Origin of the sequence: Methylophaga thalassica (assembly GCF_030159795.1) — a bacterium.
GTDB classification, from domain to species: Bacteria; Pseudomonadota; Gammaproteobacteria; order Nitrosococcales; family Methylophagaceae; genus Methylophaga; species Methylophaga thalassica.
Genome location: NZ_BSND01000013.1, coordinates 147,882 through 168,945, shown reverse-complemented (window position 1 = coordinate 168,945; position 21,064 = coordinate 147,882). Strand labels below are relative to the sequence as shown.

At 44.7% G+C, this 21,064-nt stretch carries 17 protein-coding genes; 9 read left to right on the top strand and 8 right to left on the bottom strand.

What is annotated here, in order from left to right; translation table 11 throughout:
- The first annotated feature begins 67 nt into the window (after positions 1-67).
- A complete protein-coding gene (locus tag QQL60_RS13660) occupies positions 68-682 on the top strand; it encodes a GTP cyclohydrolase II (RefSeq protein WP_007144328.1) in 615 nt (204 codons plus the stop codon).
- Here QQL60_RS13660 and QQL60_RS13655 read toward each other — a convergent pair.
- On the bottom strand, positions 679-1,629 hold the full coding sequence (locus tag QQL60_RS13655) for a LysR family transcriptional regulator (RefSeq protein WP_284723626.1): 951 nt from the start codon (positions 1,627-1,629) through the stop codon (positions 679-681). The genes QQL60_RS13660 and QQL60_RS13655 overlap by 4 nt on opposite strands.
- Positions 1,630-1,745: 116 nt before the next feature.
- On the opposite strand from QQL60_RS13655, the gene QQL60_RS13650 reads away from it, so the two are divergent.
- Positions 1,746-3,161 (top strand): acetyl-CoA carboxylase biotin carboxylase subunit, encoded by a 1,416-nt coding sequence (locus tag QQL60_RS13650; RefSeq protein WP_007144326.1) that lies wholly within the window; start codon positions 1,746-1,748, stop codon positions 3,159-3,161.
- 24 nt (positions 3,162-3,185) lie between these two features.
- Positions 3,186-4,988, top strand: coding sequence for a sodium-extruding oxaloacetate decarboxylase subunit alpha (oadA, locus tag QQL60_RS13645; RefSeq protein WP_007144325.1), 1,803 nt, complete (start codon positions 3,186-3,188; stop codon positions 4,986-4,988).
- 2 nt (positions 4,989-4,990) lie between these two features.
- Here the strand turns inward: oadA and QQL60_RS13640 are convergent, their stop codons facing one another.
- Together QQL60_RS13640 and QQL60_RS13635 are read right to left on the bottom strand one after the other, a co-directional pair.
- Positions 4,991-5,539, bottom strand: a complete 549-nt coding sequence (locus tag QQL60_RS13640) for a Slp family lipoprotein (RefSeq protein ID WP_284723625.1) — start codon at positions 5,537-5,539, stop codon at positions 4,991-4,993.
- A gap of 51 nt (positions 5,540-5,590) precedes the next feature.
- Complete coding sequence (locus QQL60_RS13635) at positions 5,591-8,932, bottom strand: EAL domain-containing protein (RefSeq protein ID WP_284723624.1); 3,342 nt, start codon at positions 8,930-8,932, stop codon at positions 5,591-5,593.
- Between the two features lie 288 nt (positions 8,933-9,220).
- Between QQL60_RS13635 and QQL60_RS13630 the strand changes: the two genes are divergently transcribed.
- From QQL60_RS13630 to QQL60_RS13615, 4 genes are all read left to right on the top strand, one after another.
- Positions 9,221-9,877, top strand: coding sequence for a flagellar motor protein MotB (locus QQL60_RS13630; RefSeq protein ID WP_284723778.1), 657 nt, complete (start codon positions 9,221-9,223; stop codon positions 9,875-9,877).
- Between the two features lie 194 nt (positions 9,878-10,071).
- On the top strand, positions 10,072-11,712 hold the full coding sequence (locus QQL60_RS13625) for an acetolactate synthase large subunit (RefSeq protein WP_007144321.1): 1,641 nt from the start codon (positions 10,072-10,074) through the stop codon (positions 11,710-11,712).
- A gap of 12 nt (positions 11,713-11,724) precedes the next feature.
- Entirely contained in the window at positions 11,725-13,176 is a 1,452-nt protein-coding gene (locus QQL60_RS13620; protein WP_284723623.1) for an aldehyde dehydrogenase family protein, read from the top strand.
- 2 nt (positions 13,177-13,178) lie between these two features.
- The gene (locus QQL60_RS13615) at positions 13,179-13,646 is read left to right on the top strand and encodes a hypothetical protein (protein ID WP_284451330.1); all 468 of its coding nucleotides are present in this window, start codon (positions 13,179-13,181) and stop codon (positions 13,644-13,646) included.
- Here the strand turns inward: QQL60_RS13615 and QQL60_RS13610 are convergent.
- Positions 13,633-14,508, bottom strand: coding sequence for an alpha/beta hydrolase (locus QQL60_RS13610; protein WP_007144318.1), 876 nt, complete (start codon positions 14,506-14,508; stop codon positions 13,633-13,635). The genes QQL60_RS13615 and QQL60_RS13610 overlap by 14 nt on opposite strands.
- A gap of 141 nt (positions 14,509-14,649) precedes the next feature.
- Between QQL60_RS13610 and QQL60_RS13605 the strand changes: the two genes are divergently transcribed.
- The gene (locus QQL60_RS13605) at positions 14,650-15,744 is read left to right on the top strand and encodes a WG repeat-containing protein (protein ID WP_284723622.1); all 1,095 of its coding nucleotides are present in this window, start codon (positions 14,650-14,652) and stop codon (positions 15,742-15,744) included.
- Here QQL60_RS13605 and QQL60_RS13600 read toward each other — a convergent pair.
- Positions 15,726-16,646, bottom strand: a complete 921-nt coding sequence (locus tag QQL60_RS13600; protein ID WP_284723621.1) for a mechanosensitive ion channel family protein — start codon at positions 16,644-16,646, stop codon at positions 15,726-15,728. The two genes, QQL60_RS13605 and QQL60_RS13600, sit on opposite strands and share 19 nt — an antisense overlap.
- Positions 16,647-16,861: 215 nt before the next feature.
- Between QQL60_RS13600 and QQL60_RS13595 the strand changes: the two genes are divergently transcribed.
- On the top strand, positions 16,862-17,614 hold the full coding sequence (locus QQL60_RS13595) for a proteasome-type protease (protein ID WP_284723620.1): 753 nt from the start codon (positions 16,862-16,864) through the stop codon (positions 17,612-17,614).
- Here the strand turns inward: QQL60_RS13595 and QQL60_RS13590 are convergent.
- The 3 genes from QQL60_RS13590 to QQL60_RS13580 are packed head-to-tail and all read right to left on the bottom strand — an operon-like array spanning position 17,556 to position 21,006.
- Entirely contained in the window at positions 17,556-18,605 is a 1,050-nt protein-coding gene (locus QQL60_RS13590) for a zinc-binding metallopeptidase family protein (protein WP_284723619.1), read from the bottom strand. The two genes, QQL60_RS13595 and QQL60_RS13590, sit on opposite strands and share 59 nt — an antisense overlap.
- Entirely contained in the window at positions 18,602-19,543 is a 942-nt protein-coding gene (locus tag QQL60_RS13585) for an alpha-E domain-containing protein (RefSeq protein WP_273179092.1), read from the bottom strand. The genes QQL60_RS13590 and QQL60_RS13585 overlap by 4 nt, the downstream gene beginning before the upstream one ends.
- A complete protein-coding gene (locus QQL60_RS13580; protein ID WP_284451333.1) occupies positions 19,543-21,006 on the bottom strand; it encodes a circularly permuted type 2 ATP-grasp protein in 1,464 nt (487 codons plus the stop codon). Before QQL60_RS13580 ends, QQL60_RS13585 begins: the two co-directional genes overlap by 1 nt.
- Between the last annotated feature and the right edge of the window lie 58 nt (positions 21,007-21,064).

Sequence of the window (21,064 nt, the reverse complement as noted above, 5' to 3'; positions counted from 1 at the left end):
TAACCTATTCACTGCGTTGCTCAGACGAATTAAACACTGTTTTCAATCTTCCAGAGACACGTCAGCCGTGGCGATTCGGACAACTGTTCAGTTGCCGATCATTCTGGCTGATGGCAGTGAAGCAATGGCAGAAATGTATAGTTTTTCAGGTTTAGCAGATGACAAAGAACATTTTGCGTTAAAACTCGGCAGCCCGGATCCACAGCACCCATTAGTGAGATTGCACTCAGAATGTGTCACAGGTGATGCATTGGGTTCAGCACGCTGCGATTGTGGACCGCAATTGCAGGAAGCCTTGAGTTTGTTTAATAAAGAAGGTGGTTATTTATTGTATCTGCGTCAGGAAGGCCGAGGCATTGGCCTCTATGAAAAGCTGGATGCCTATCGCTTACAAGAACAGGGGCACGACACCTTTACCGCTAACCTTAAACTCGGCCATAACGTCGATGAACGCGATTATCAGGCGGCGGCCGACATCCTCAATGCCTTAGGTCTTAATCAGATTATGCTCATGACCAATAATCCGGATAAACGCCAGCAACTGGAAAATGCCGGTATTCAGGTGCATGGAACCCGGCCCACCGGTGTCTTTGCTAATCGTCATAACCATCTTTATCTGCAATCTAAAATTCAACGGGCCAATCACCAGATCAATATTGACGAGTTATTAACTAAACCCTAAACAATATCAAGTGACTGAAAATATTGATGAATTTCTTTCAGGTTAGTCTGAATATATTCTAAAAAAGCCTGAGTAACAGGCGTCGCATGTTTGCCTTGCGGTGACACCAGACACCAACTGCGGCGTAATGGAAAACCTTTAATAACCGGGCTCACCAATTGGCCCAGACGCAATTCTGACAGTACACTCAATCTCGGCAATACTGCCACACCTAATCCCGCTAAAACCGCATGTTTCAATGCATCATTAGAGCCAAACTGCATGGTCACATTGAGTGATAAACGCTGCTGCTGACAGTGTTGCTCAAGTGCCAGACGATTGCCCGACCCAGATTCACGACTCAGTAACTTCGCATCAAGAAACTGCTGGGGATGGATATTTTTTTTTGTCGCCAGCGGATGATGAACAGGGACCACGGGTATTAATTCATTATCGAGAAAAGGCAAAGAGGATAACGATCGATCATTAGGGACTAGCCCCATAATCACCAAATCTTCTTTATTGTCATTAAGCCTTTCAATCGCCTGAGTTCGGTTCACAATATTCAGATTGACGTTTACCGATGGATACAGCTGTAAAAAACCGCGTAATAAATGCGGCACCGCGTATTGAGCTGAACTGACCGCACACAGATTTAATTCACCTGAAAGTTTCCCCTCAAGCTTATGCAGATCACTTTGCAGACTCGCCACTTGCTCAAAAATGGCTTCAATATGTTCAGCAACCCGCTCCCCCGCACGAGTGCAATATAGCTTACGCCCGACAAATTCAAATAACGGCTGACCTAATGCCGACTCAAGCTTTTTGATCTGTGAACTGACGGCTGGCTGAGTCAAACCTAAACTCTCCGCCCCCTTTCCATAACCTTGTTGTTGGTATACCGCCAGGAATACCTGCATTTGACGGAAAGACAGTCGACTGATTAATTGCTGTAAAGTCAATGACATAAAAATGAAGAAACCTTATACATAAGTAATTACTTATCACTAATCAAAATTATATCAATTTTTCATTATGTATGAATTACTCTAGCCTATTTCCTAGATTCAATCTGGAGTAGCTCATGTTGAAAAAAGTGTTAATCGCCAATCGTGGTGAAATTGCCGTGCGCATTGTCCGCGCATGTGCAGAGATGGGCATCCGTTCAGTTGCTATTTATACCGAACCCGATCGTTATGCCTTACATGTAAAACGTGCAGACGAGTCCTATTCACTCGGCGATGATCCACTGGCCGGTTATCTTGACCCATTGCGTATTGTGAACTTAGCGGTTGAAACGGGCTGCGATGCTATCCATCCAGGCTATGGTTTTTTATCTGAAAATGCCGAATTTGCTCGTTTATGTGAAAAAAATAACATCACTTTCGTTGGGCCGAAATCCAGCGTCATCGAAAAGATGGGTGACAAAACTGCAGCCCGTGACAGCATGCGTGATGCCGGCGTCCCTATTACACCGGGCTCTGACGGCAACTTAGCCGATTTAGACGAAGCCTTAGCCCTCGCTGAAGAAGTGGGTTATCCGGTAATGATCAAAGCCACATCTGGCGGCGGTGGTCGTGGTATTCGCCGTTGTGACAGTGCCAATGAGCTGCGTCAACAATATCCACGTGTCATTTCTGAAGCAACAAAAGCTTTTGGTTCGGCTGAAGTCTTCCTTGAAAAATGTATCGTGAACCCTCGCCATATTGAAGTTCAAATACTGGCTGACAGCGAGGGCAATGTGGTGCATTTATATGAGCGTGACTGTTCCATTCAACGCCGTAATCAAAAACTGATTGAAATTGCACCCAGTCCGCAGCTCACTCCTGAACAACGTGATTATGTCGGCGGTCTTGCTGTCAAAGCCGCTCAAGCAGTGAATTATGAAAATGCCGGTACCGTCGAGTTTTTACTGACAGGTAATGAAGTGTATTTCATGGAAATGAATACCCGCGTTCAGGTAGAACACACCATTACCGAACAAATTACTGGTATTGATATTGTGCGTGAACAATTGCGCATCGCATCTGGCCTACCATTAAGCTACCGCCAGCAAGATATCGCCTATCGCGGTTATGCCTTACAGTTCCGGATTAACGCCGAAGATCCAAAAAATGATTTCCTGCCCAGTTTCGGACGTATTACGCATTACTATGCACCAGGTGGTCCGGGTGTACGTGTTGATACAGCAATATATACCGGTTATGAAATTCCACCTTATTTCGACTCCATGTGTCTGAAATTGGTGGTCTGGGCACTGGATTGGGAAGATGCGATTAGTCGTGGTCAACGCGCCTTGGATGATATGCGTTTGCACGGCATTAAAACCACAGAGAATTATTACAAGCAGATTCTCAATCATCCCGATTTCCGCTCTGGTCATTTCGACACAAGTTTTGTGCCTAACCATCCGGAATTACTCAACTATTCGAATAAACGACGTCCCAGCGCAGTGGCGCTGGCTTTGGCCACTGCAATTGCAGCCCATGCAGGCTGGTAAGCCTTAAACACTGCTGGAGATTTTATGAAAAAAATTGAAGTTACTGATGTCATTCTGCGTGATGCCCACCAATCACTTATTGCAACGCGTATGCGCACTGACGATATGCTGCCTATCTGTGACAAACTCGATCAGGTCGGTTATTGGTCACTGGAAGTCTGGGGTGGTGCGACGTTCGATGCCTGTGTTCGTTATTTAAAAGAAGACCCTTGGGAAAGACTCAGACAGTTAAAACAGGCTTTACCTAAAACCCGTTTACAAATGTTATTACGTGGCCAAAACCTGCTGGGTTACCGTCACTACGCTGACGATGTGGTCAGTGCTTTTGTCGAACGTGCGGCTGAAAACGGTATTGATGTATTTCGTATTTTTGATGCGCTGAATGACCTGCGCAATCTGGAAACCGCGATGAAAGCGGTGAAAAAAGCCGGTAAACACGCTCAAGGCACCATAAGCTACACCACCAGCCCGGTTCACACGCCTGAATTGTTCGTAAAACAGGCCAAAGATCTGCAAAACATGGGCGCAGACTCCATTGCCATCAAAGATATGGCCGGTTTATTAGCCCCTTATCCGACCTATGACTTAGTTAAAGCAATTAAATCGGAAGTCGATCTACCGTTAGTCATTCACTCTCACGCCACTTCAGGTCTCGCAGCACAATGTCAGCTGAAAGCAATTGAAGCAGGTGTGGATCGTATCGATACCGCCATTTCGTCATTTGCAGGCGGTACCAGTCATCCAGCCACAGAGTCGCAAGTGGCAGCCTTACGTAATACAGACTGGGATACCGGGCTTGATCTTAACCTGTTATCCGAAATTGCTGACTATTTCCGCGAAGTTCGCAAAAAATACCATCAGTTTGAAAGTGAATTCACTGGCGAAGATGTGTCAGTACAGATCAATCAGGTCCCTGGCGGCATGATGTCAAATCTCGCCAACCAATTAAAAGAACAAAACGCATTGGACCGGATTCGTGATGTATTTGCGGAGATTCCACGTGTCCGTGAAGATTTGGGTTATCCACCATTGGTTACCCCAACCTCACAAATTGTGGGCACTCAAGCGGTATATAACGTGTTAGCCGGTGAGCGTTATAAAACGATCACCAATGAAGTGAAACGTTATTTACAAGGAGGTTACGGTCAGCCACCCGCACCTGTTAATGCTCAATTGCAGAAAAAAGCGATTGGTAACGAAGAAGTCATTGAGTCTCGTCCCGCTGATGCACTATCACCTGAGCTCAATAAGCTGAGAGCCGATATCGGTGACTTAGCGAAATCTGAAGAAGATGTGCTGACTTTTGCCATGTTCCCTGATCTTGGCCGTGAATTCCTGCAACAACGTGCTGAAGGTACCTTGAAACCAGAGCCATTATTACCGGTCACTGAAGCCAGTAATAATAAAGAAGGCATTGCCACTGAATTTAAAGTCGATGTCCATGGTGAAAGCTACGATATCGCCATCACAGGTGTGGGTGACGTCGGTGGTGGTAAACGCAAATTCTACATTTCTATTGATGGCATGCCCGAAGAAGTGACTTTCGAGGCCTTAAACGAGTATGTCAACGATAGCAGCAGTAATGCTGGTGGTCGTAAGAAAGCGACAGATCCTGGACATGTCACGGCACCACTACCAGGCAATGTTGTTGATGTTCTGGTGCAGGAAGGTGACAAAGTGGAAGCGGGCCAAGCCTTGTTAGTTATGGAAGCCATGAAAATGGAAACCGAGTTGCTGGCTAATATCTCTGGCACAGTAAAAGCACTGCATGTGAAAAAAGCCGACCGCGTTACGCCCGGTGAAACCTTAATTGAGATTGTCGAATAAGGTTACCAATAGTAGCCATCATAATAACGCCATGAAGGGCGTAAGCCTGGCCCGTAATACGGGCCATAGGCGAAGGGGTCATAATAGTACGGATGACCTCGCCAATAAGGATCACGTGAGTAATCATTCTTACTCCAGCGATACAATTGAGTAGCCGTCACTACCGGTAAGCTCATCGATTTTTTATCGATAGTGACTGTCTCTTTGTTTTTAACAATCCCCGCTACCGTGATTAATGTACCGGCTTTATAGATGTAGGGGTCGATAAAGCTATCTGAATGAATTAGAAAACGGCCCTGACTGACACCATCACTATCGGGTCTTCCAAAACTGTTGAGTGGAAACTGAACGACATGGATGGTGGAACCGTTATCATCATTCTCCACTTTCACCACTTGTCCTCCCCAGCGAATGCTATCTCCCTTATGCTGTTCTGCTTGCGTAGCCACCTGACTCAATTGCCAATCAGGCGAAGGGGCTTCTTTTATTGCCACAGGCAAATTACTACACGCACTGAGAAGCAACATCACTATTGGAAGCAAAAACCGCATTTTGTTTCACCCTTTTCATTCAAGTTCTGTTGAGACTGAAATTGTGATGAGTTAGTTCTGACTAGGCTCTCTTGCAATGAAAAATATATCGTTCTCGATACCGCTAATCATGAACAATAATCGCTGATAGATCTTCTCAAAGTCTTCAACACAAGCTATGGCATCAGACATTTTTTCAGCTAAGGCATACTCTCGCATTTGAGTAGCCAGTGTGTGCCATTCCCGATGTGTTTTCGCAAGTTCATCGAGCCAGGATTCTTCAAATAGATTCTGATTTTTAACACGTTCAATCCATGTACCACAGTGACAGTAATGAATATCCATTATCGGCCATTGTGTTGATATGGCAGAATCAATATTTTGATCAAAATTACTTAAAAATACTTTTCGCCACCGCTCCAGTGTCAGAGATAAAAAACGCAAGGCTTTTTGTCTGGGAGAGAGCAGCAAGTCCACCGCAGCCAGCCACTGAGGATCAGCATGATAACGTGCTAGCCAGGGAAGCACTTCATCACTCGGCATAGGCTTAGCAATACCATAGCCTTGTGCATTCTCACAGCCGATGAGCAATAGCATCAAACCATGTTCAACACTTTCCACCCCTTCCGCGATAACCTGTCGATTAAAGGCTTCCGCCAGTCCGGTCACACCATCCACAATGGTGTAATCCTGAGGGTCATCAAGCATGTCACGAATGAAACTCTGATCAATCTTAATGGTATCCGCATTCAAATGACGTAAATGGGTCAGAGAGGAATAACCCGTGCCAAAATCATCTAAAGCGACCGAAACACCAAGAGAGTCTCTGCATTTTCTGATGATCTTGGTGATAGCACCGATATCACCCAATGCGGATGTTTCCACAATTTCCAGCTGTAGGTAGTCTGTGCTGATATCCGGATACTGATTCAGCATAGCTTCCACATTTTCCACAAAGTAAGCCGACTGCAAGTGGTAAGAAGCAATATTGACACTTATTGAGATGCGATAGCCAGCATGATGTAATAGCTGCAGTTGTTGAAGCGCTTGTTGTAAAACCCACTGCCCCATTTCAATTTCTAATTCACTGTCGGCAATCAGTGGTAAAAACTTCAGCGGCGTTAATAAACCACGCGTTGGATGTTGCCAGCGGATCAAGGCTTCCATACCAAACACCTCGCCAGTCGTCATATTGACTTTAGGCTGGTAAAACAAACGGAATTCATTGCTTTGCAAGCCCTGGCGAATATCATGTAGTAGCTGTTGTTTTTCGATATTCAACTGATTGTCGGCCGGGTTGAATAATTGATAATGATTACGCCCAGATAATTTAGCCTGATACATACTTTGGTCAGCATGACGCAATAAAGTATCAAGATCATCATTTTCCTGAGTGTAAAAACTGACCCCGCTTGATGCACTGATGTTCAGGCGTAAATCATCCACGTGGTAGGGTTGAGCAATCGACTGATGAATGCGTTTCAGCATCTCTTCACACTCTTCGACTGACTCAACATCACGAAAAATAATGGCAAATTCATCCCCACCAAATCGTGAAATCGTATCTTCTTCCCGCACATTGCTTTTTAATCGGTTAGCCACCTCGACCAGCAGTTGGTCACCCACATCATGACCATAAGTATCATTAACGGGTTTAAAGTCATCCAAATCAACAAAACAGATGGCCAGCATGCTGCCAGAGCGTTTGCAGTGTGCCACTGCTTGTGAAAAACGATCAGCAAACAAGACGCGGTTAGGCAGTTTTGTCAGCACATCGTAATGCGCCATCAGCTCAAGAATATCCTGCTGTTCTTTTGCCTGAGTAATATCAGAAAACAACCCGACAAAATGTCGCGTTGTACCGTCATCATCCATTAAGGAAGAGACGGTTAACAGTTCAGCATATAGTTCACCATTTTTTCTACAGTTCCAGACCTCACCCTGCCAATAGCCATGCTCCGTTATTGATTTCCACATGTTCTGAAAAAACTCAGGAGGATGTTTACCGGAACTCAATAAATGAGGTGTATGACCTATTGCCTCTTCACGACTGTAACCTGTGATATTACAAAACGCCGGATTAACATCGGTAATCACACCTCTGGTATCAGTGATCATGATCGCTTCGTGTGCTTGATTGAACACGCGTGATGAAAACCGTAATTGTTCTTCCGCTTCCTTACGTACAGTGATGTCATATATCACCAGTAACGTTTCATCACCAAAGGTATTTTCAACGACTGAAGAACTAACCAGCACAACACGCGATTTACCTGATTTAGTCTGAATTTCTATCTCAAAGGCATTGCTCATGCTGCTGATATGAGTCACTTCAGTTACAAAATCCTGCTTCAGTTTTTCTCGCTGCTGCTGCACCTGAGCAATTAATTGGCGCCAGTTTGGTAGAGACTCAATATCTTCCAGCGAATAACCGAAGGTTTCTTTAAAGGCCTGGTTAATAAACGTCACTCGTTGTTGTTTGTCCATTAACACATAAGGCACTGGTGATGATTGAATCAGATTGCGATATTTATAGTTTGCAATAGATGCCACCAACACAAAGCGAATAATGGCTGCCAACAATAAAAAAACAATGCTAGCAATGCCATAGATCGCTACCACCTGCTGCCAGTAATTTTGGGGTAATGCTGACCAACCGCCTTTAGGTTCGGCAGCGAGTATCCACTCTCCCTCTGGCAATTTGAGGGTCTGTATCAGCGTCGGTTGCTGAAACAATGCCGGATCCCCAAAAAACACGGCACCCTGTCTACCAAGGCTGTCTTTACCACGTATTGCCAGTTTAAACGGCATGGGATCCTTCAAACCCACGTGACTAAAAAACTTATCGACATCAATAACTGCTGAAATGAGCCCCCAAAAATATTCTTCACCTGTATTTTCATCGTTTAAGAACACAGGTACACGAGTCACCAACCCCGTTCCTCCCTGCTTTAATTCAAGCGGCCCTGCCAGCACAAGCTCACGCGTGCGTCTGGCCCTGTCAGCAGCCTCAAACTGCTCAGGTTCTTTACGATAATCCAGGCCGATGGCGAGCTCATTGCCTTCCACCGGATACATGTACTTAATGATCATGTCCGGCGCCGCAGCAATGTTGCGAATTTCTGACTCGTTATTCACCAAATAACCGACAGCCTCCGCAAATTGTTTCTGCGTTAAATGCTGATTGACCGCAAACAGGCTTGGTAGACCACGAATAAGTTGAATATGAGTTTGTAGCTCGGTGCTTAGGCGGTTCTGATATTCCGTCAAGAAGTTTTGAGTCTGTGCGTATTGCTCAGAGCGATAATTATCATCTAAACGTTCACTAATAAATGTCGCTACTGAGATGAAGATCACAGCTAGCACAGCCAGTATGCTATAGAATGCCATTCTTGTATAAGTGTTGGTGTACATAACTGGCTATCGCTTTAACGACATGAAATATAAGCTCTTTTCACAAAGAGCGTCCTCGCAATCCTTGGGGAAAAATCGATAGTGACTTATACCACTATCGCTTTTATACACAGGCAAGCTTCTCAACAACACTTGCAACATACGTATTAATGCAACATATTAACGTGTATACGATTGATTCGCATAGCAATATCTATACCCCTAAAAGAGCATAAAGGTATCAGATAATGCGAACTGGTCGGACAAAAGCGAGTAGATTTGAATAACCAGAGCCAATACCGACCCAATATGAAGAAACAAAGCAGTGGAATCCCTCGCTATTTAGCCACTTTCGCTGATCTTATGACTTTGTTACTTTGCTTTTTTGTATTGCTGCTCAGTATGGCTGAAATTGACGCACTTAAATACAAAGTCGTGGTTCGCTCGATGGAGAATGCTTTTGGCGTAAAAAAAGATACGCCCGAAGAGATCGTCAAAGCCACCAGTATCATTAAACAGACCTTCTCCCCATCTCCTACAGATACACCATCACCGCTCTCTAAGATCTTCCAAGAAAGCCTGAACGATGAACGTGTCATCAAAATTCATGATGCCAATTTGTATCAGAGAGCAAAATTGAATAGCCTAATGGCAACGCTACAGAAAAAATTCATCAAAGCGATTACAGCAGGGCAGCTGAGTCTGGAAACTATTGATGACCGGGTCATTATTCGCATTAATGAAAATGCTTCTTTTCCCTCAGGACAAGCAACTTTAAAATCCGGGATATTGCCGGTTATTGCTCATATCTCGGATGTTCTGACGGAACTCAATACTACTTTTGTAGTCGCAGGACATACAGATAACGTCCCACTGAGCAATTTAAATTATCGGTCTAACTGGGAGTTATCCGCAGCGAGGGCAACATCAGTAGTGCATGCATTATTGGATAATAAAGGCTTATAACCGGAACAATTCAGAGTTGAAGCGTATGCCGATACCAGACCTATTCGGTCAAACCTGACCTCACAAGGGCGTGCGATGAACCGTCGGGTTGAAATTGGCATTATTAACCCATAGCGGTAAGCTGAATTATCACTATATAATCAAGTTAACAGAAAACAGATCGGCCCCCTGAAACCAACGGATAAGGACGCATCATGAAAACATCAGACCTACTCGTCAAAGCACTGGAAAACGAAGGGGTCGAATATATCTTCGGCATTCCCGGCGAAGAAAATCTGGATTTTCTTGATTCATTAAAGCATTCATCTATCAGGCTGATTATTACTCGCCACGAACAAGGCGCAGGATTCATGGCCGCAAACTACGGGCGATTAACCGGTAAACCTGGCGTCTGTTTATCCACACTCGGTCCCGGCGCAACGAATCTGGTGACGCCCGCAGCTTATGCGCAACTAGGTGGTATGCCGATGTTGATCATTACCGGGCAAAAACCCATCAAAGAAAGCAAACAAGCCCTGTTTCAGATTGTGGATGTGGTCAATATGCTCCGGCCCATCACTAAGTTCACCAAACAAGTCGTGCATGGCAGTACTATCGCCGCCACTGTTCGTGAAGCTTTCCGTATCGCCGTAGAAGAAAGACCCGGCGCAGTTCATATTGAACTTCCCGAGGACATCGCCGCGGAAGAAGCCCATCAGCGTATATACACGGTTGAAACCATCCGCCGTCCGGATGCAGATAACCGTACGATTCAGCATGCTTTGAAAATGATTGAAGAGGCGTCAATGCCTCTATTACTGATTGGTGCCGGAGCCAACCGTAAACGAGCCAGTGCTGCTTTGACAAAATTTGTCGAACATACCGGTATTCCATTTTTCAACACGCAACTGGGCAAAGGCGTGATTGATGAGCGGCATGATAGCTATCTGGGTACCGCTGCGTTGTCAGAATCGGACTTCTTACACTGTGCTATTGAACGAGCGGATCTGATTATTAATGTGGGTCACGATGAAGTAGAAAAACCGCCTTTCTTCATGAAAGATGGCGGCGCTCAAGTCATTCATATTAATTTCCATGCCGCTGAAATTGATCCTGTCTACTTCCCCCAACTCGATGTAGTCGGTGATATCGCCACCTCCATTAATCGTCTGCGTACGGGTTTAACAGTTCAACCACATTGGGACTTTTCGTATTACTACAGAGTAAAACAAGAAGTAAATGAACGGCTGTCCAAATACAGCGATGATGAACGCTTCCCTATCCTGCCGCAGAGTGCAGTACGCATTATTCGTGAAGCCATGGGTGAAGAAGATATTCTCGCCTTGGATAATGGCGTGTACAAAATCTGGTTTGCTCGAAACTATCCGAGCTATTACTACAATTCACTGCTGCTGGACAACGCCCTCGCCACAATGGGAGCAGGACTATCCACCGCGATGATGGCGAAAATGCTGAATCCGGATCATAAAGTCATGGCTGTCTGTGGTGATGGCGGTTTTATGATGAATTCACAAGAAATGGAAACCGCTGTCAGACTGGGCCTTGATTTGGTCGTGTTGATATTCAACGACAACGCCTATGGCATGATCAAGTGGAAACAAGAAGGTATGGGCTTTGAAGATTATGGCCTTAACTTTAATAACCCTGATTTTGTGAAATATGCCGATAGCTATGGCGCGATTGGTCACAGACCCACCAGTCATGCCGAGTTCGTCAAAACCCTTGATTACGCTCTCAATGCCAAAGGGGTTCACCTGATTGATCTGGCTGTTGATTACTCGCTGAATTATTCCATCCTTAGTGAAGGCCTGAAACAAAAAATCTGTATTTTATAAGGAGCTTATATAATGACCACGCCCCATTTTCCGTTGAAGATCGCTGGTTTATCAAAAACGGATGCTTCCCGGGCGGAAGTCTTCTCGCCCTTTAATGAACAATTACTCGGCACTGTCGATCAAGCAAATAAAGCGGATATTGATAAAGCCTTAACCACGGCACATTCGCTATTTAAAGACCGATCACAGTGGCTTAAGGTTGTTGAACGTATTGCCATTCTCGAAAAAGCCGTTGAGATGATGAAAGCAGAGGCAGACAGTCTCGCTGTCGGTGCGGCTGAAGAAGGTGGTAAACCTCTTATTGATTCTCAGGTCGAAATGAATCGCTGTATTGATAGTATTCGTGCCTGTATTGATGGCTTGCGAAATGATGCACCGCATACGATTCCCATGGGTATTAATCCAGCCTCACAACACCGTTTAACCACAATACGTAAAGAACCAATTGGTGTGGTGGTTGCCATCAGCGCATTTAATCATCCACTTAATCTTATCGCTCATCAGGTCGGTCCGGCGATTGCCACAGGTTGCCCGGTCATTGTAAAACCTGCCGAAAAAACACCTTTATCCTGTTTCCGCCTGGTGGAAATATTCCATAAAGCCGGTTTGCCAGAGGGCTGGTGTCAGGCTCTACTGACGGAAAGTCACGAAGATACCGAATCTCTGGTCACCGATGATCGTGTGGCTTTTCTGAGCTTTATTGGTAGCGCTAAAGTGGGCTGGTATTTACGCTCAAAACTCGCCCCGGGCACACGTTGTGCATTGGAGCACGGTGGTGTGGCTCCGGTTATTGTGACTAAAGATGCTGACATTGAAGCGGCTATTCCCGGTCTAAGTAAAGGCAGTTTTTATCATGCAGGCCAGGTATGTGTCTCTGTACAACGGATCTATGCTCATCGCTCTATTGCCAGACAATTGGCAGAAAAATTAGCGGAAGCGGCCAAACAGCTTAAAGTGGGTGATCCGGTATCAGCCGATACGGAAGTGGGCCCAATTATCAAAAAATCTGAGCTAACCCGGATTGATGATTGGGTGAAGGAAGCCATTCGTGCCGGTGCTGAATGTCTGTGTGGCGGGAAAGCATTAGCTGATAACTGTTACGCACCTACGGTGTTATTCAACCCACCAGCGAATGCCAAAGTCACCACATCTGAAGTGTTTGGCCCTGTCGTCAATGTGTATCCATTTGATGATGTTGATGAGGCTCTGGCGGCGGCTAACAGTCTGCCCTTTGCCTTCCAGGCCTCGGTATACAGTCGCGAGTTAAATGCGGCGATGTATGTGGCTGACAAGCTTGATGCGTCGGCTGTGATGATAAATGAACACACCGCATTTCGTGTCGACTGGATGCCTTTTGCCGGTTTAAAACACTCTGGCTTAGGTACAGGCGGTATTCCTTACACGATGGAAGATATGCAGGTTGAAAAGATGATTGTGATGACATCAAAAGGTATTTCTGCCTGAATATGATGAATTTACAGTACAAGGCACTGTTTTTAACAGTGCCTTTTTTCTTGGCCTCTCTGCTAATGTTTGTATCAAAAGCGAATGCTGACACTGACGTTAGAGCCGTAACAAAACCTAGCGTAAATCGTTTTACATCGCTAAATCCTGAAAAATCCTCATCATTGACCCTATCACCCTCGGGCTGCGTCAGAACAACCGAAACAGTGACCTTATCTGGAACGGTGGATAGTCAAGAAAAAAAATGGCTACTCAAGTCTGGTGATGATTGGCTGCCTATAGAAACCATGGCCATTAATAATAAACAGATCTTATTGACGTTACCGGCAACACAGCTTTCAGCAGGTCAGTCTTATCCCTTATTTGCAGTGGAAGGTAAGCATCAAATTGATTCAGGGCTGAGCATCACGATCTGTCCTGCTTTTAGCCAATTACCTTTATTACCCGCCCCTACGCCTAAAACTGATTAATAAATTCAATAATGGTTTGCCTGAGCTTATCATCGCCTCTTAAAGGTTTAGCCAGATGAGAAACCATGGCTACGTGATTTAGCGCTTCAAACTCGACAAGCTGAACCGGACCGTTTTTCCGCTTAATCTCTGCAGCCAGATTAATACTGTTCCTGGGTAACACCGTGTGGTCCTTGTTACCTACCATCAGTAACATTGGCGGGTTTTCACCATCCACAAACTGAATCGGCTGACTTTGCCAGCGCTCTGGTTCAGGGCCAAAGATATGCTTCAAGCGCTGACTCTTTAAAGGCAAGAAATCATAGGGCCCGGCCAAACCAATCATGCCTTGAATATCTGTTGGCTTATAACCGTAGTTAGCCAAATATGATGCATTCAAGCTTAATAATGCTGCAATATGTGCCCCGGCCGAATGCCCGGCAATAAATACCTGTTGTTTGTCACCACCGTAGTCACGAATATGTTCAAACACCCAAGCCATCGACCGTGCGGCATCATCGACAAATTCAGGGAAGACCACTTCAGGATACAAACGATAATCAGGAATGATGACAATATAGCCAGCAGATGTCAGCGCTTCTGCAACAAACTTATAATCAGCTTTATCACCTGAGTCCCAACTGCCACCGTAAAAGAATACGATTGTCTTCAGTGGTTGTTTGAATGTAGCTGCTCCAGGCAGATAAATATCCAGCTTTTGTCTTTGGCTCGTACCATAAGCCTGGTCCGCTATTTTTTGATAACCATCTTCTGGTACCAGTGCATTTAATACCGTCACGGGTGAACAAGCATTACATAGCGATACCATCAGTGCCGTCACTGTCCGTTGAAAAACCTGCCAATAACGCCCTCTGATTAACATCGACAACCCATTTCTGAAAGCCCTACAAATATAAAATAAACCTTTGATTTATATTGTTATTAGGTTCACGTGAAATTCACGTTAAGCGGCAGAGACTCAAGTTAACAATCAACGTCAAAGGTGATGATGATGAAACGTTTTATGATTAAAATCCTTCTGACTTTCTCTCTCATGCCATTCTCTGCTGCCATGGCAAATAAGATAGTCATTAATTATGACTTTGATGCCGTTAGCCCCTTCTATCAAGACACCGCTATTGTTGTACAGAATAAACAAGGCATACCTTATGTTGGTCTTATCAACACGGTTGGTGAATTTATTCTGCCGCCTCAAAAACACACTGAAATAAAAGCGTTTAATGAGGGACTTGCGCCAATCCGCATTGATCAGCGCTGGGGTTTTATTGATACCAGTGGTCAGATAGTCATTCCTGCCATATTTAAGAAACTAACCTCTTTTAATGAAGGCTTAGCAGCTGCATTAGAAGAAGATAAGTGGGGATTCATTAATACAAAAGGTGAGTGGGTGATCTCTCCCCGGTTTGATAAAGCTGACATCTTTCAGGAAGGCAAAGCCGCTGTGAAACAATATGGCTCCTGGGGATTTATTGATGAACAAGGCAGATGGGTTGTTCAGGCAAAATTTCGTGACACAAAGCGCTTTAGTGGCGGCCTGGCAGCGGTGAAAACAAATGATGGTTGGGGCTATGTAGACACTCAAGGTCATATGGTGATTACCCCCAAATACGACACTGTTTACTCTTTTAATGAGCAGCGCGCCTTAGTCAGTAACAATCAAAGCTGGAGGTTTATATCTCAAGACGGCACTTTATTAAATGATAAAGAATATGAGCACGCTCAGCCCTTTAGTGAAGGTAAAGCCGTGGTGATGCATAATGGCAAATATGGCTATATTGATATACAAGGAAATGAGCTGGTCAGCCCGGTTTATGATAATGCCTGGTCATATAGAGATGGTCTGGCCAGAGTAGAAAAAGCCGGAAAAGTCGGCTATCTGGATGCAACGGGCAAGCTTGTTATCGAACCTCAATATAAATGGGGCCAGTCTTTTCAGGAAGGGCTGGCAGCCGTCACCTTAGATTACTGGGATTATGGTTATATCAACCAACGTGGTGAGCTGGTCATTCCTCCTCAGTATGATGATGCCAAACCGTTTAATAACGGCTTGGCACCGGTCAAACATGAGGGTAAATGGGGTTATGTCTCTTTTGATTGATTCGCGGCTGCTTCCATCAATTTCACGTCAAATGGTTTACTGGCTTCGCCGAAATAAATCGTACTGTGAGGGAATGGAATTTCAATATTTTTCTCATCAAAGCTCAGCTTGATGCGTCTTAAAAACTCTCGACCAACCGTCCACTGTTGAATGGGCAGCGTTTTGATTCTGCCCTTAATAATCACTGCCGAATTATCGAGTTTATCCACACCAAAAATCTCGGGTGGTTCAAGAATCAAGTTTTTCATATCTTCGTCAGCCATCAGCCCATCAGCGACTTCCCGAATGACTTCTATTACCTCATCGGTATTTTCTTTATACGCCACGCCGATATCAAACACATAAGCTGACCATTCAGTCGTCATATTACTTAGTGTGGTAATCGTGCCATTTGGAAAAAAGTGCACAATACCGGCCAAATCGCGTAATACGGTGGTGCGGAAATTAATGGCCTCTACTAAACCACCGGTACCATTAATCACGGCCACATCACCGACCCGTATCTGATTTTCCAGAATCATAAAAAAGCCTGAAATCACATCCCTCACCAGGTTTTGCGCCCCAAAGCCAATCGCCAAGCCGACAATCCCGGCACTGGCAATAAGCGGTCCGACTTCCACGCCAATTTCTCTTAATATAATCAGGAAAAAAGTAATCCATATTGCCAATAGGCCGGCTTGTTTTAACAATCTGGCAATGGTTTCGATGCGCTTTCTGGATTCCAATGAAGACTCGCCCCTCGCGGTCGCCTTCCCGACCAGTCTTACTTCAAAGCGCTGCAGTGCCGATTTCATCAACCACGTCGCCACCCAGGCAATAATAAAGATAAGCACCATTCGCAAGCTGGCAGTAATAATGGCAGACCAGCTGATCTCTTCAATAAAAGTTTTTATTGATTCCATCATTTACTCCGTTAAAAAGGTGAATTCAGACGTCATATCCGAGATAATATTTCACATGTGAATGCGAGTTAACAGCGCTGTTAATACATCGATTCATACTGTAACGACTCAGCAGCCCATCAACGGGTTCCATTCTTTTGTCGTGAGCAATAAATCAGGATTGCTCAATCTCTTATTTTTGACTATCTTTAATCGCAGCCATTACTGGAACGACTATGACCTATTGTATTGCCATATCACTAGATAAAGGATTGGTGCTTACCTCCGACTCAAGAACCAACGCAGGTATTGATCAGGTCAGCACATACAGCAAGATGTTTCGTTTCAGTACAAAGGCTGATCGCTGTATCGCCATTCTAAGCGCGGGTAATCTGGCTACCACGCAATGTGTGATAGAACAGCTCAACCGGGATCTGCGTGAAGATAATGAAACCAGCCTCAATACGACTCATTATCTATCCGATACTGCCGATTATGTAGGGGATGTATTAAGCCAGCGTATCAAACGGTATAGCGAAGACCAGCAGTCCGGCTTTTCACCCGATGCCACTTTATTGATGGCAGGCCAAATCAAAGGCCAACCGCCGCAGGCTTTTTTGATTTATCCCCAAGGCAATCACATCACCACCAGTCGCGAAACACCCTATCTGCAGATTGGTGAAAGCAAATACGGTAAACCCGTGCTGGATCGCTTTCTGACAATGAAAACCTCGTTAACAGATGCCGCCACCTGCTCCTTAATATCCATGGATTCGACCATGAAGAGTAATGTCAGTGTTGGGCCACCTATTGAAGTATTGATATATGAAACCGATAGCTTAGCGTTTAAACATCACTATCGCTTTGATACGGAAGATGCTTTTCTGATTAATTTACGTCGTGAATGGGGTAATAAACTGAATCAGGCATTTAAAGAAATGCCACGGATTCCCGAGTCTTTTTCAACGGATTCAGCAGCTTATGAATAAATTTCAGTTTTTTTCTCACTGATGCTGACACGACAAAAGGGTAGGCATCCGTATTACCCACACTTCGGTTTAATGCATTCATTTTCACCACCAGCGACAACCAGTCAGTCATCAATACATCAAAATCACTGGCATAATCAAAATGGTCAATCAGCCCATAAGCCACCGCTGTTTCCATAGTGTCACTCATCATCAGATAATGTGACCACGTTTCTGCCCAGTCTTCCATTGGGTGAGCGCTGGCGTATGCAGACAGATAAAACTCCGGCCAATCCGTCGCCGGCCCATCACTGTAATAGCTATTTAAACTGCTTTGATAATCTTGTTCAGTAAAACCGAATACATCACAAAACATGGTGTAATGTTCAGACTCTTTAATCAAGATATCCCAATAGTAGTGGCCAATCTCATGACGAAAATGGCCCAGCAAAGTTCGATAAGATTCATTCATCGCTTCACGGGTGGCTTCCCTGAAGCTACCATCCGCCTCGGCAGCATTGAGCGTAATCACACCTTGGCTATGACCACTCAACACATGTTCAAGGGCTAAGTCAGGATTCGTTCGCTGATCTTCAAGAAAATCAAATACCAGCCCGTGCTCATAACCTTGATAAAAAGCGTTAATTGGCAAATTTAATCTGAGTAAACCATAAATCATACGGCGTTTGGCTGCTTCCAGCGTGCGCCAACGACGCCAATTATCCGGCTGGGTCAACATCGGTATCGTTCTGGTCAAGGCACAGGAAATACACTGCGTGTTGGGTGAATCAGCCGGGATTAACCAGTTACAAGCCAGCTCATGGTCACGGTGAAAACAACTGCGATAACGTTGTAACGGAAAAAGGTCCGTCATCAGCCAGGCATTGTCATCTTCTTGCAGACTGGAGAGTTGTTGCAGCTCAGGAATAAAGCCTAATTGACTGCCACAGACGCCACAGTGCGTGTTTTCAAAAAAGATTTCTTGCCCACACTGGCAAAAGAAACGTCTCATGAGACTGAATAATCCGGATAAAACCAATTACTGGTAATGCTGGTATTCAAACGATTTAACAAAATCTGTAACTCATCCATCATCAGTCGTATGGTTTCCGGTGGATTTTTCTCCGCACTGTAGTCCTGTAATCGTGTCAAAATCTCAATCTGCTGTTCCAGTACTTGTTTTTCACCCGGTAAATACTCCAGGTAATTGCCTATAGAGTTAACCGAAAAACTTAATGAACGAGGGAAGGCTTTATCCTGAATTAAGAACGTGAGTACTTTCTCGCCCTTTAGTGACGAATTATGTGCCTGAATATACATCTGCTGAGCATTTAACACTCTAAGCAAGGTCGCCCACAAAATACCTTCATGCTGCCTTAAAGCATCACTACGATTATCTGACATTAATAAAGTAGCGAGCTCAAGTATTCGGCTTGTCATATCTGCACGCTCAAGATGTTTACCTGCTTGTAGGAAATCATAGGCGTAATTACGGCTCATATGATTAGCAATCATACCCCATATACACTGACAAGACTCCATAATAGTGAGTAATAACTTCTGTCTTCTGCGCCTATTTCCAATAGATGATAATTCGCTTTTCACTAACAGGTGCAGCTCGTTGACTTGCTCCCACACTTCCTCAGGCAGCACATCAAGTGACGTCCGGGCATTTTCTCTGACAGCAGATAAATTATTGATAAGTGAGCCACCATAGCTGGGATCAGACAACAGAAAATGCATGATGTCATATTCATTTTCGCGGGGGTGTTTAGCGTAATAAAGCTGCTCCGCATCAAAAATGGTCACTAAGGTAAACCAGTTCACTTCCATATGTTCCGGTAAGTCCATTAACAATGCGGTATGCACATTAATTAAACGAGCCGTGTTTTCTACACGTTCCAGATAACGTGCTAACCAGTACACCCTTTCAGCAACACGGGATAACATTAGTCTTCCTCCACAAGCTGGCGGCTTTCATCGACAATCCAGGTATCTTTACTTCCTCCACCCTGAGATGAGTTAACTACTAATGAACCTTTGACCATCGCCACACGGGTTAGCCCGCCAGGTGTGACATAAACATCATCTCCAGAGAGGATGAAAGGCCTCAAATCAACATGACGGGGGGCGATGGTTTCATCACAACAGGTGGGAGAGACTGATAAACTCAAGGTGGGCTGAGCAATATAATTTTTCGGATCATTGATTAGTAAATCACGAAACTCTTCTACTTTCTCCGCAGAAGAATGTGGCCCGACCAGCATACCGTAACCACCCGACTCATTCGCAGGCTTGACCACTAACTCAGGAAGGTGTTGAAGCACGTGCTGCAGATCCTCATCATTACGACATAACCAGGTAGGTACATTACTTAAGATAGGCTCTTCATTCAGGTAATAACGGATCATATCGGGCACATAGGCATAAATGACTTTGTCATCAGCCACACCGCAACCAGGCGCATTGGCAATGGCTACCTTACCGGCACGCCATGAACGCATGATGCCCGGTACCCCCAACATCGAATCAGGGCGAAAGACTTCCGGATCAATAAAATCGTCATCGATACGGCGGTAAATCACATCAACACGCTCAAGACCATGAATGGTTTTCATATAGACATAGTCGTCATCACCCACCAGCAGATCGGCCCCTTCCAGTAAAATCAAACCTGCCTGCTGAGCCAGAAACGCATGCTCAAAATAGGCAGAGTTATAGATACCTGGTGTCAACAAAGCCATCGTGGGATTAGATAAATCGGGGCGTAATGAGGCGAGCATTTCAGCTAAATGCTCGGGATAAGCATCAACAGGACTAATATTTAATAATTTAAATAACTCGGGGAAAACGCGTTTAGTGGTTTTTCTGTTTTCAAGCATATAAGCCACACCCGATGGCACCCGTAGATTATCCTCAAGCACATATAAAGTACCTTCATGATCACGTACCAGATCAGAACCACAGATATTTGCCCAGACTCCATGAGCCGGTGTCATACCATGGCATTCTTTACGGTAGCCTTTTGACTGATACACAACGTCGGCGGGCATAATGCCATCGTTGATAATGTTACCTTCGTTATAAATATCCTGAATGAACTGATTTAAGGCACAAATACGTTGTTTCAGCCCCTTTTCGGTGCGTTCCCACTCAACTTTTGGGATAGCGCGGGGAATAATATCGAACGGCCAAGCCCGGTCTATATTCCCTGCATCACTATATATGGTGAAGGTAATACCACGCTCCAGCATTTCCACTTCTGACTCTTTAACACGCTGCGTAAAGGCTTCTTTTTCCATGCAACGCAAGTATTCAAGTAACTTAAAACTGAATGCTCTGGGCTGATGTTTTGCAAACATGAGTTCATCAAAAAATGATCCCGGATCGTAGTCTTTCCATATGTCCTTCATCAGTCCCCCCATCAGGTTTTAGCAAAAAGAACGTTGTCGTTAATAAAGAGAGCAAAAG

Coding starts and splice junctions, on each gene's coding strand:
- QQL60_RS13585 (WP_273179092.1), bottom strand. CDS start 19,543: ATGTTATCCCGTGTTGCTGAAAGGGTGTACTGGTTAGCACGTTATCTG.
- QQL60_RS13650 (WP_007144326.1), top strand. CDS start 1,746: ATGTTGAAAAAAGTGTTAATCGCCAATCGTGGTGAAATTGCCGTGCGC.
- QQL60_RS13615 (WP_284451330.1), top strand. CDS start 13,179: ATGATGAATTTACAGTACAAGGCACTGTTTTTAACAGTGCCTTTTTTC.
- QQL60_RS13630 (WP_284723778.1), top strand. CDS start 9,221: ATGAAGAAACAAAGCAGTGGAATCCCTCGCTATTTAGCCACTTTCGCT.
- QQL60_RS13605 (WP_284723622.1), top strand. CDS start 14,650: ATGATTAAAATCCTTCTGACTTTCTCTCTCATGCCATTCTCTGCTGCC.
- QQL60_RS13610 (WP_007144318.1), bottom strand. CDS start 14,508: ATGTTAATCAGAGGGCGTTATTGGCAGGTTTTTCAACGGACAGTGACG.
- oadA (WP_007144325.1), top strand. CDS start 3,186: ATGAAAAAAATTGAAGTTACTGATGTCATTCTGCGTGATGCCCACCAA.
- QQL60_RS13625 (WP_007144321.1), top strand. CDS start 10,072: ATGAAAACATCAGACCTACTCGTCAAAGCACTGGAAAACGAAGGGGTC.
- QQL60_RS13620 (WP_284723623.1), top strand. CDS start 11,725: ATGACCACGCCCCATTTTCCGTTGAAGATCGCTGGTTTATCAAAAACG.
- QQL60_RS13580 (WP_284451333.1), bottom strand. CDS start 21,006: ATGAAGGACATATGGAAAGACTACGATCCGGGATCATTTTTTGATGAA.
- QQL60_RS13635 (WP_284723624.1), bottom strand. CDS start 8,932: ATGTACACCAACACTTATACAAGAATGGCATTCTATAGCATACTGGCT.
- QQL60_RS13655 (WP_284723626.1), bottom strand. CDS start 1,629: ATGTCATTGACTTTACAGCAATTAATCAGTCGACTGTCTTTCCGTCAA.
- QQL60_RS13600 (WP_284723621.1), bottom strand. CDS start 16,646: ATGGAATCAATAAAAACTTTTATTGAAGAGATCAGCTGGTCTGCCATT.
- QQL60_RS13595 (WP_284723620.1), top strand. CDS start 16,862: ATGACCTATTGTATTGCCATATCACTAGATAAAGGATTGGTGCTTACC.
- QQL60_RS13590 (WP_284723619.1), bottom strand. CDS start 18,605: ATGAGACGTTTCTTTTGCCAGTGTGGGCAAGAAATCTTTTTTGAAAAC.
- QQL60_RS13640 (WP_284723625.1), bottom strand. CDS start 5,539: ATGCGGTTTTTGCTTCCAATAGTGATGTTGCTTCTCAGTGCGTGTAGT.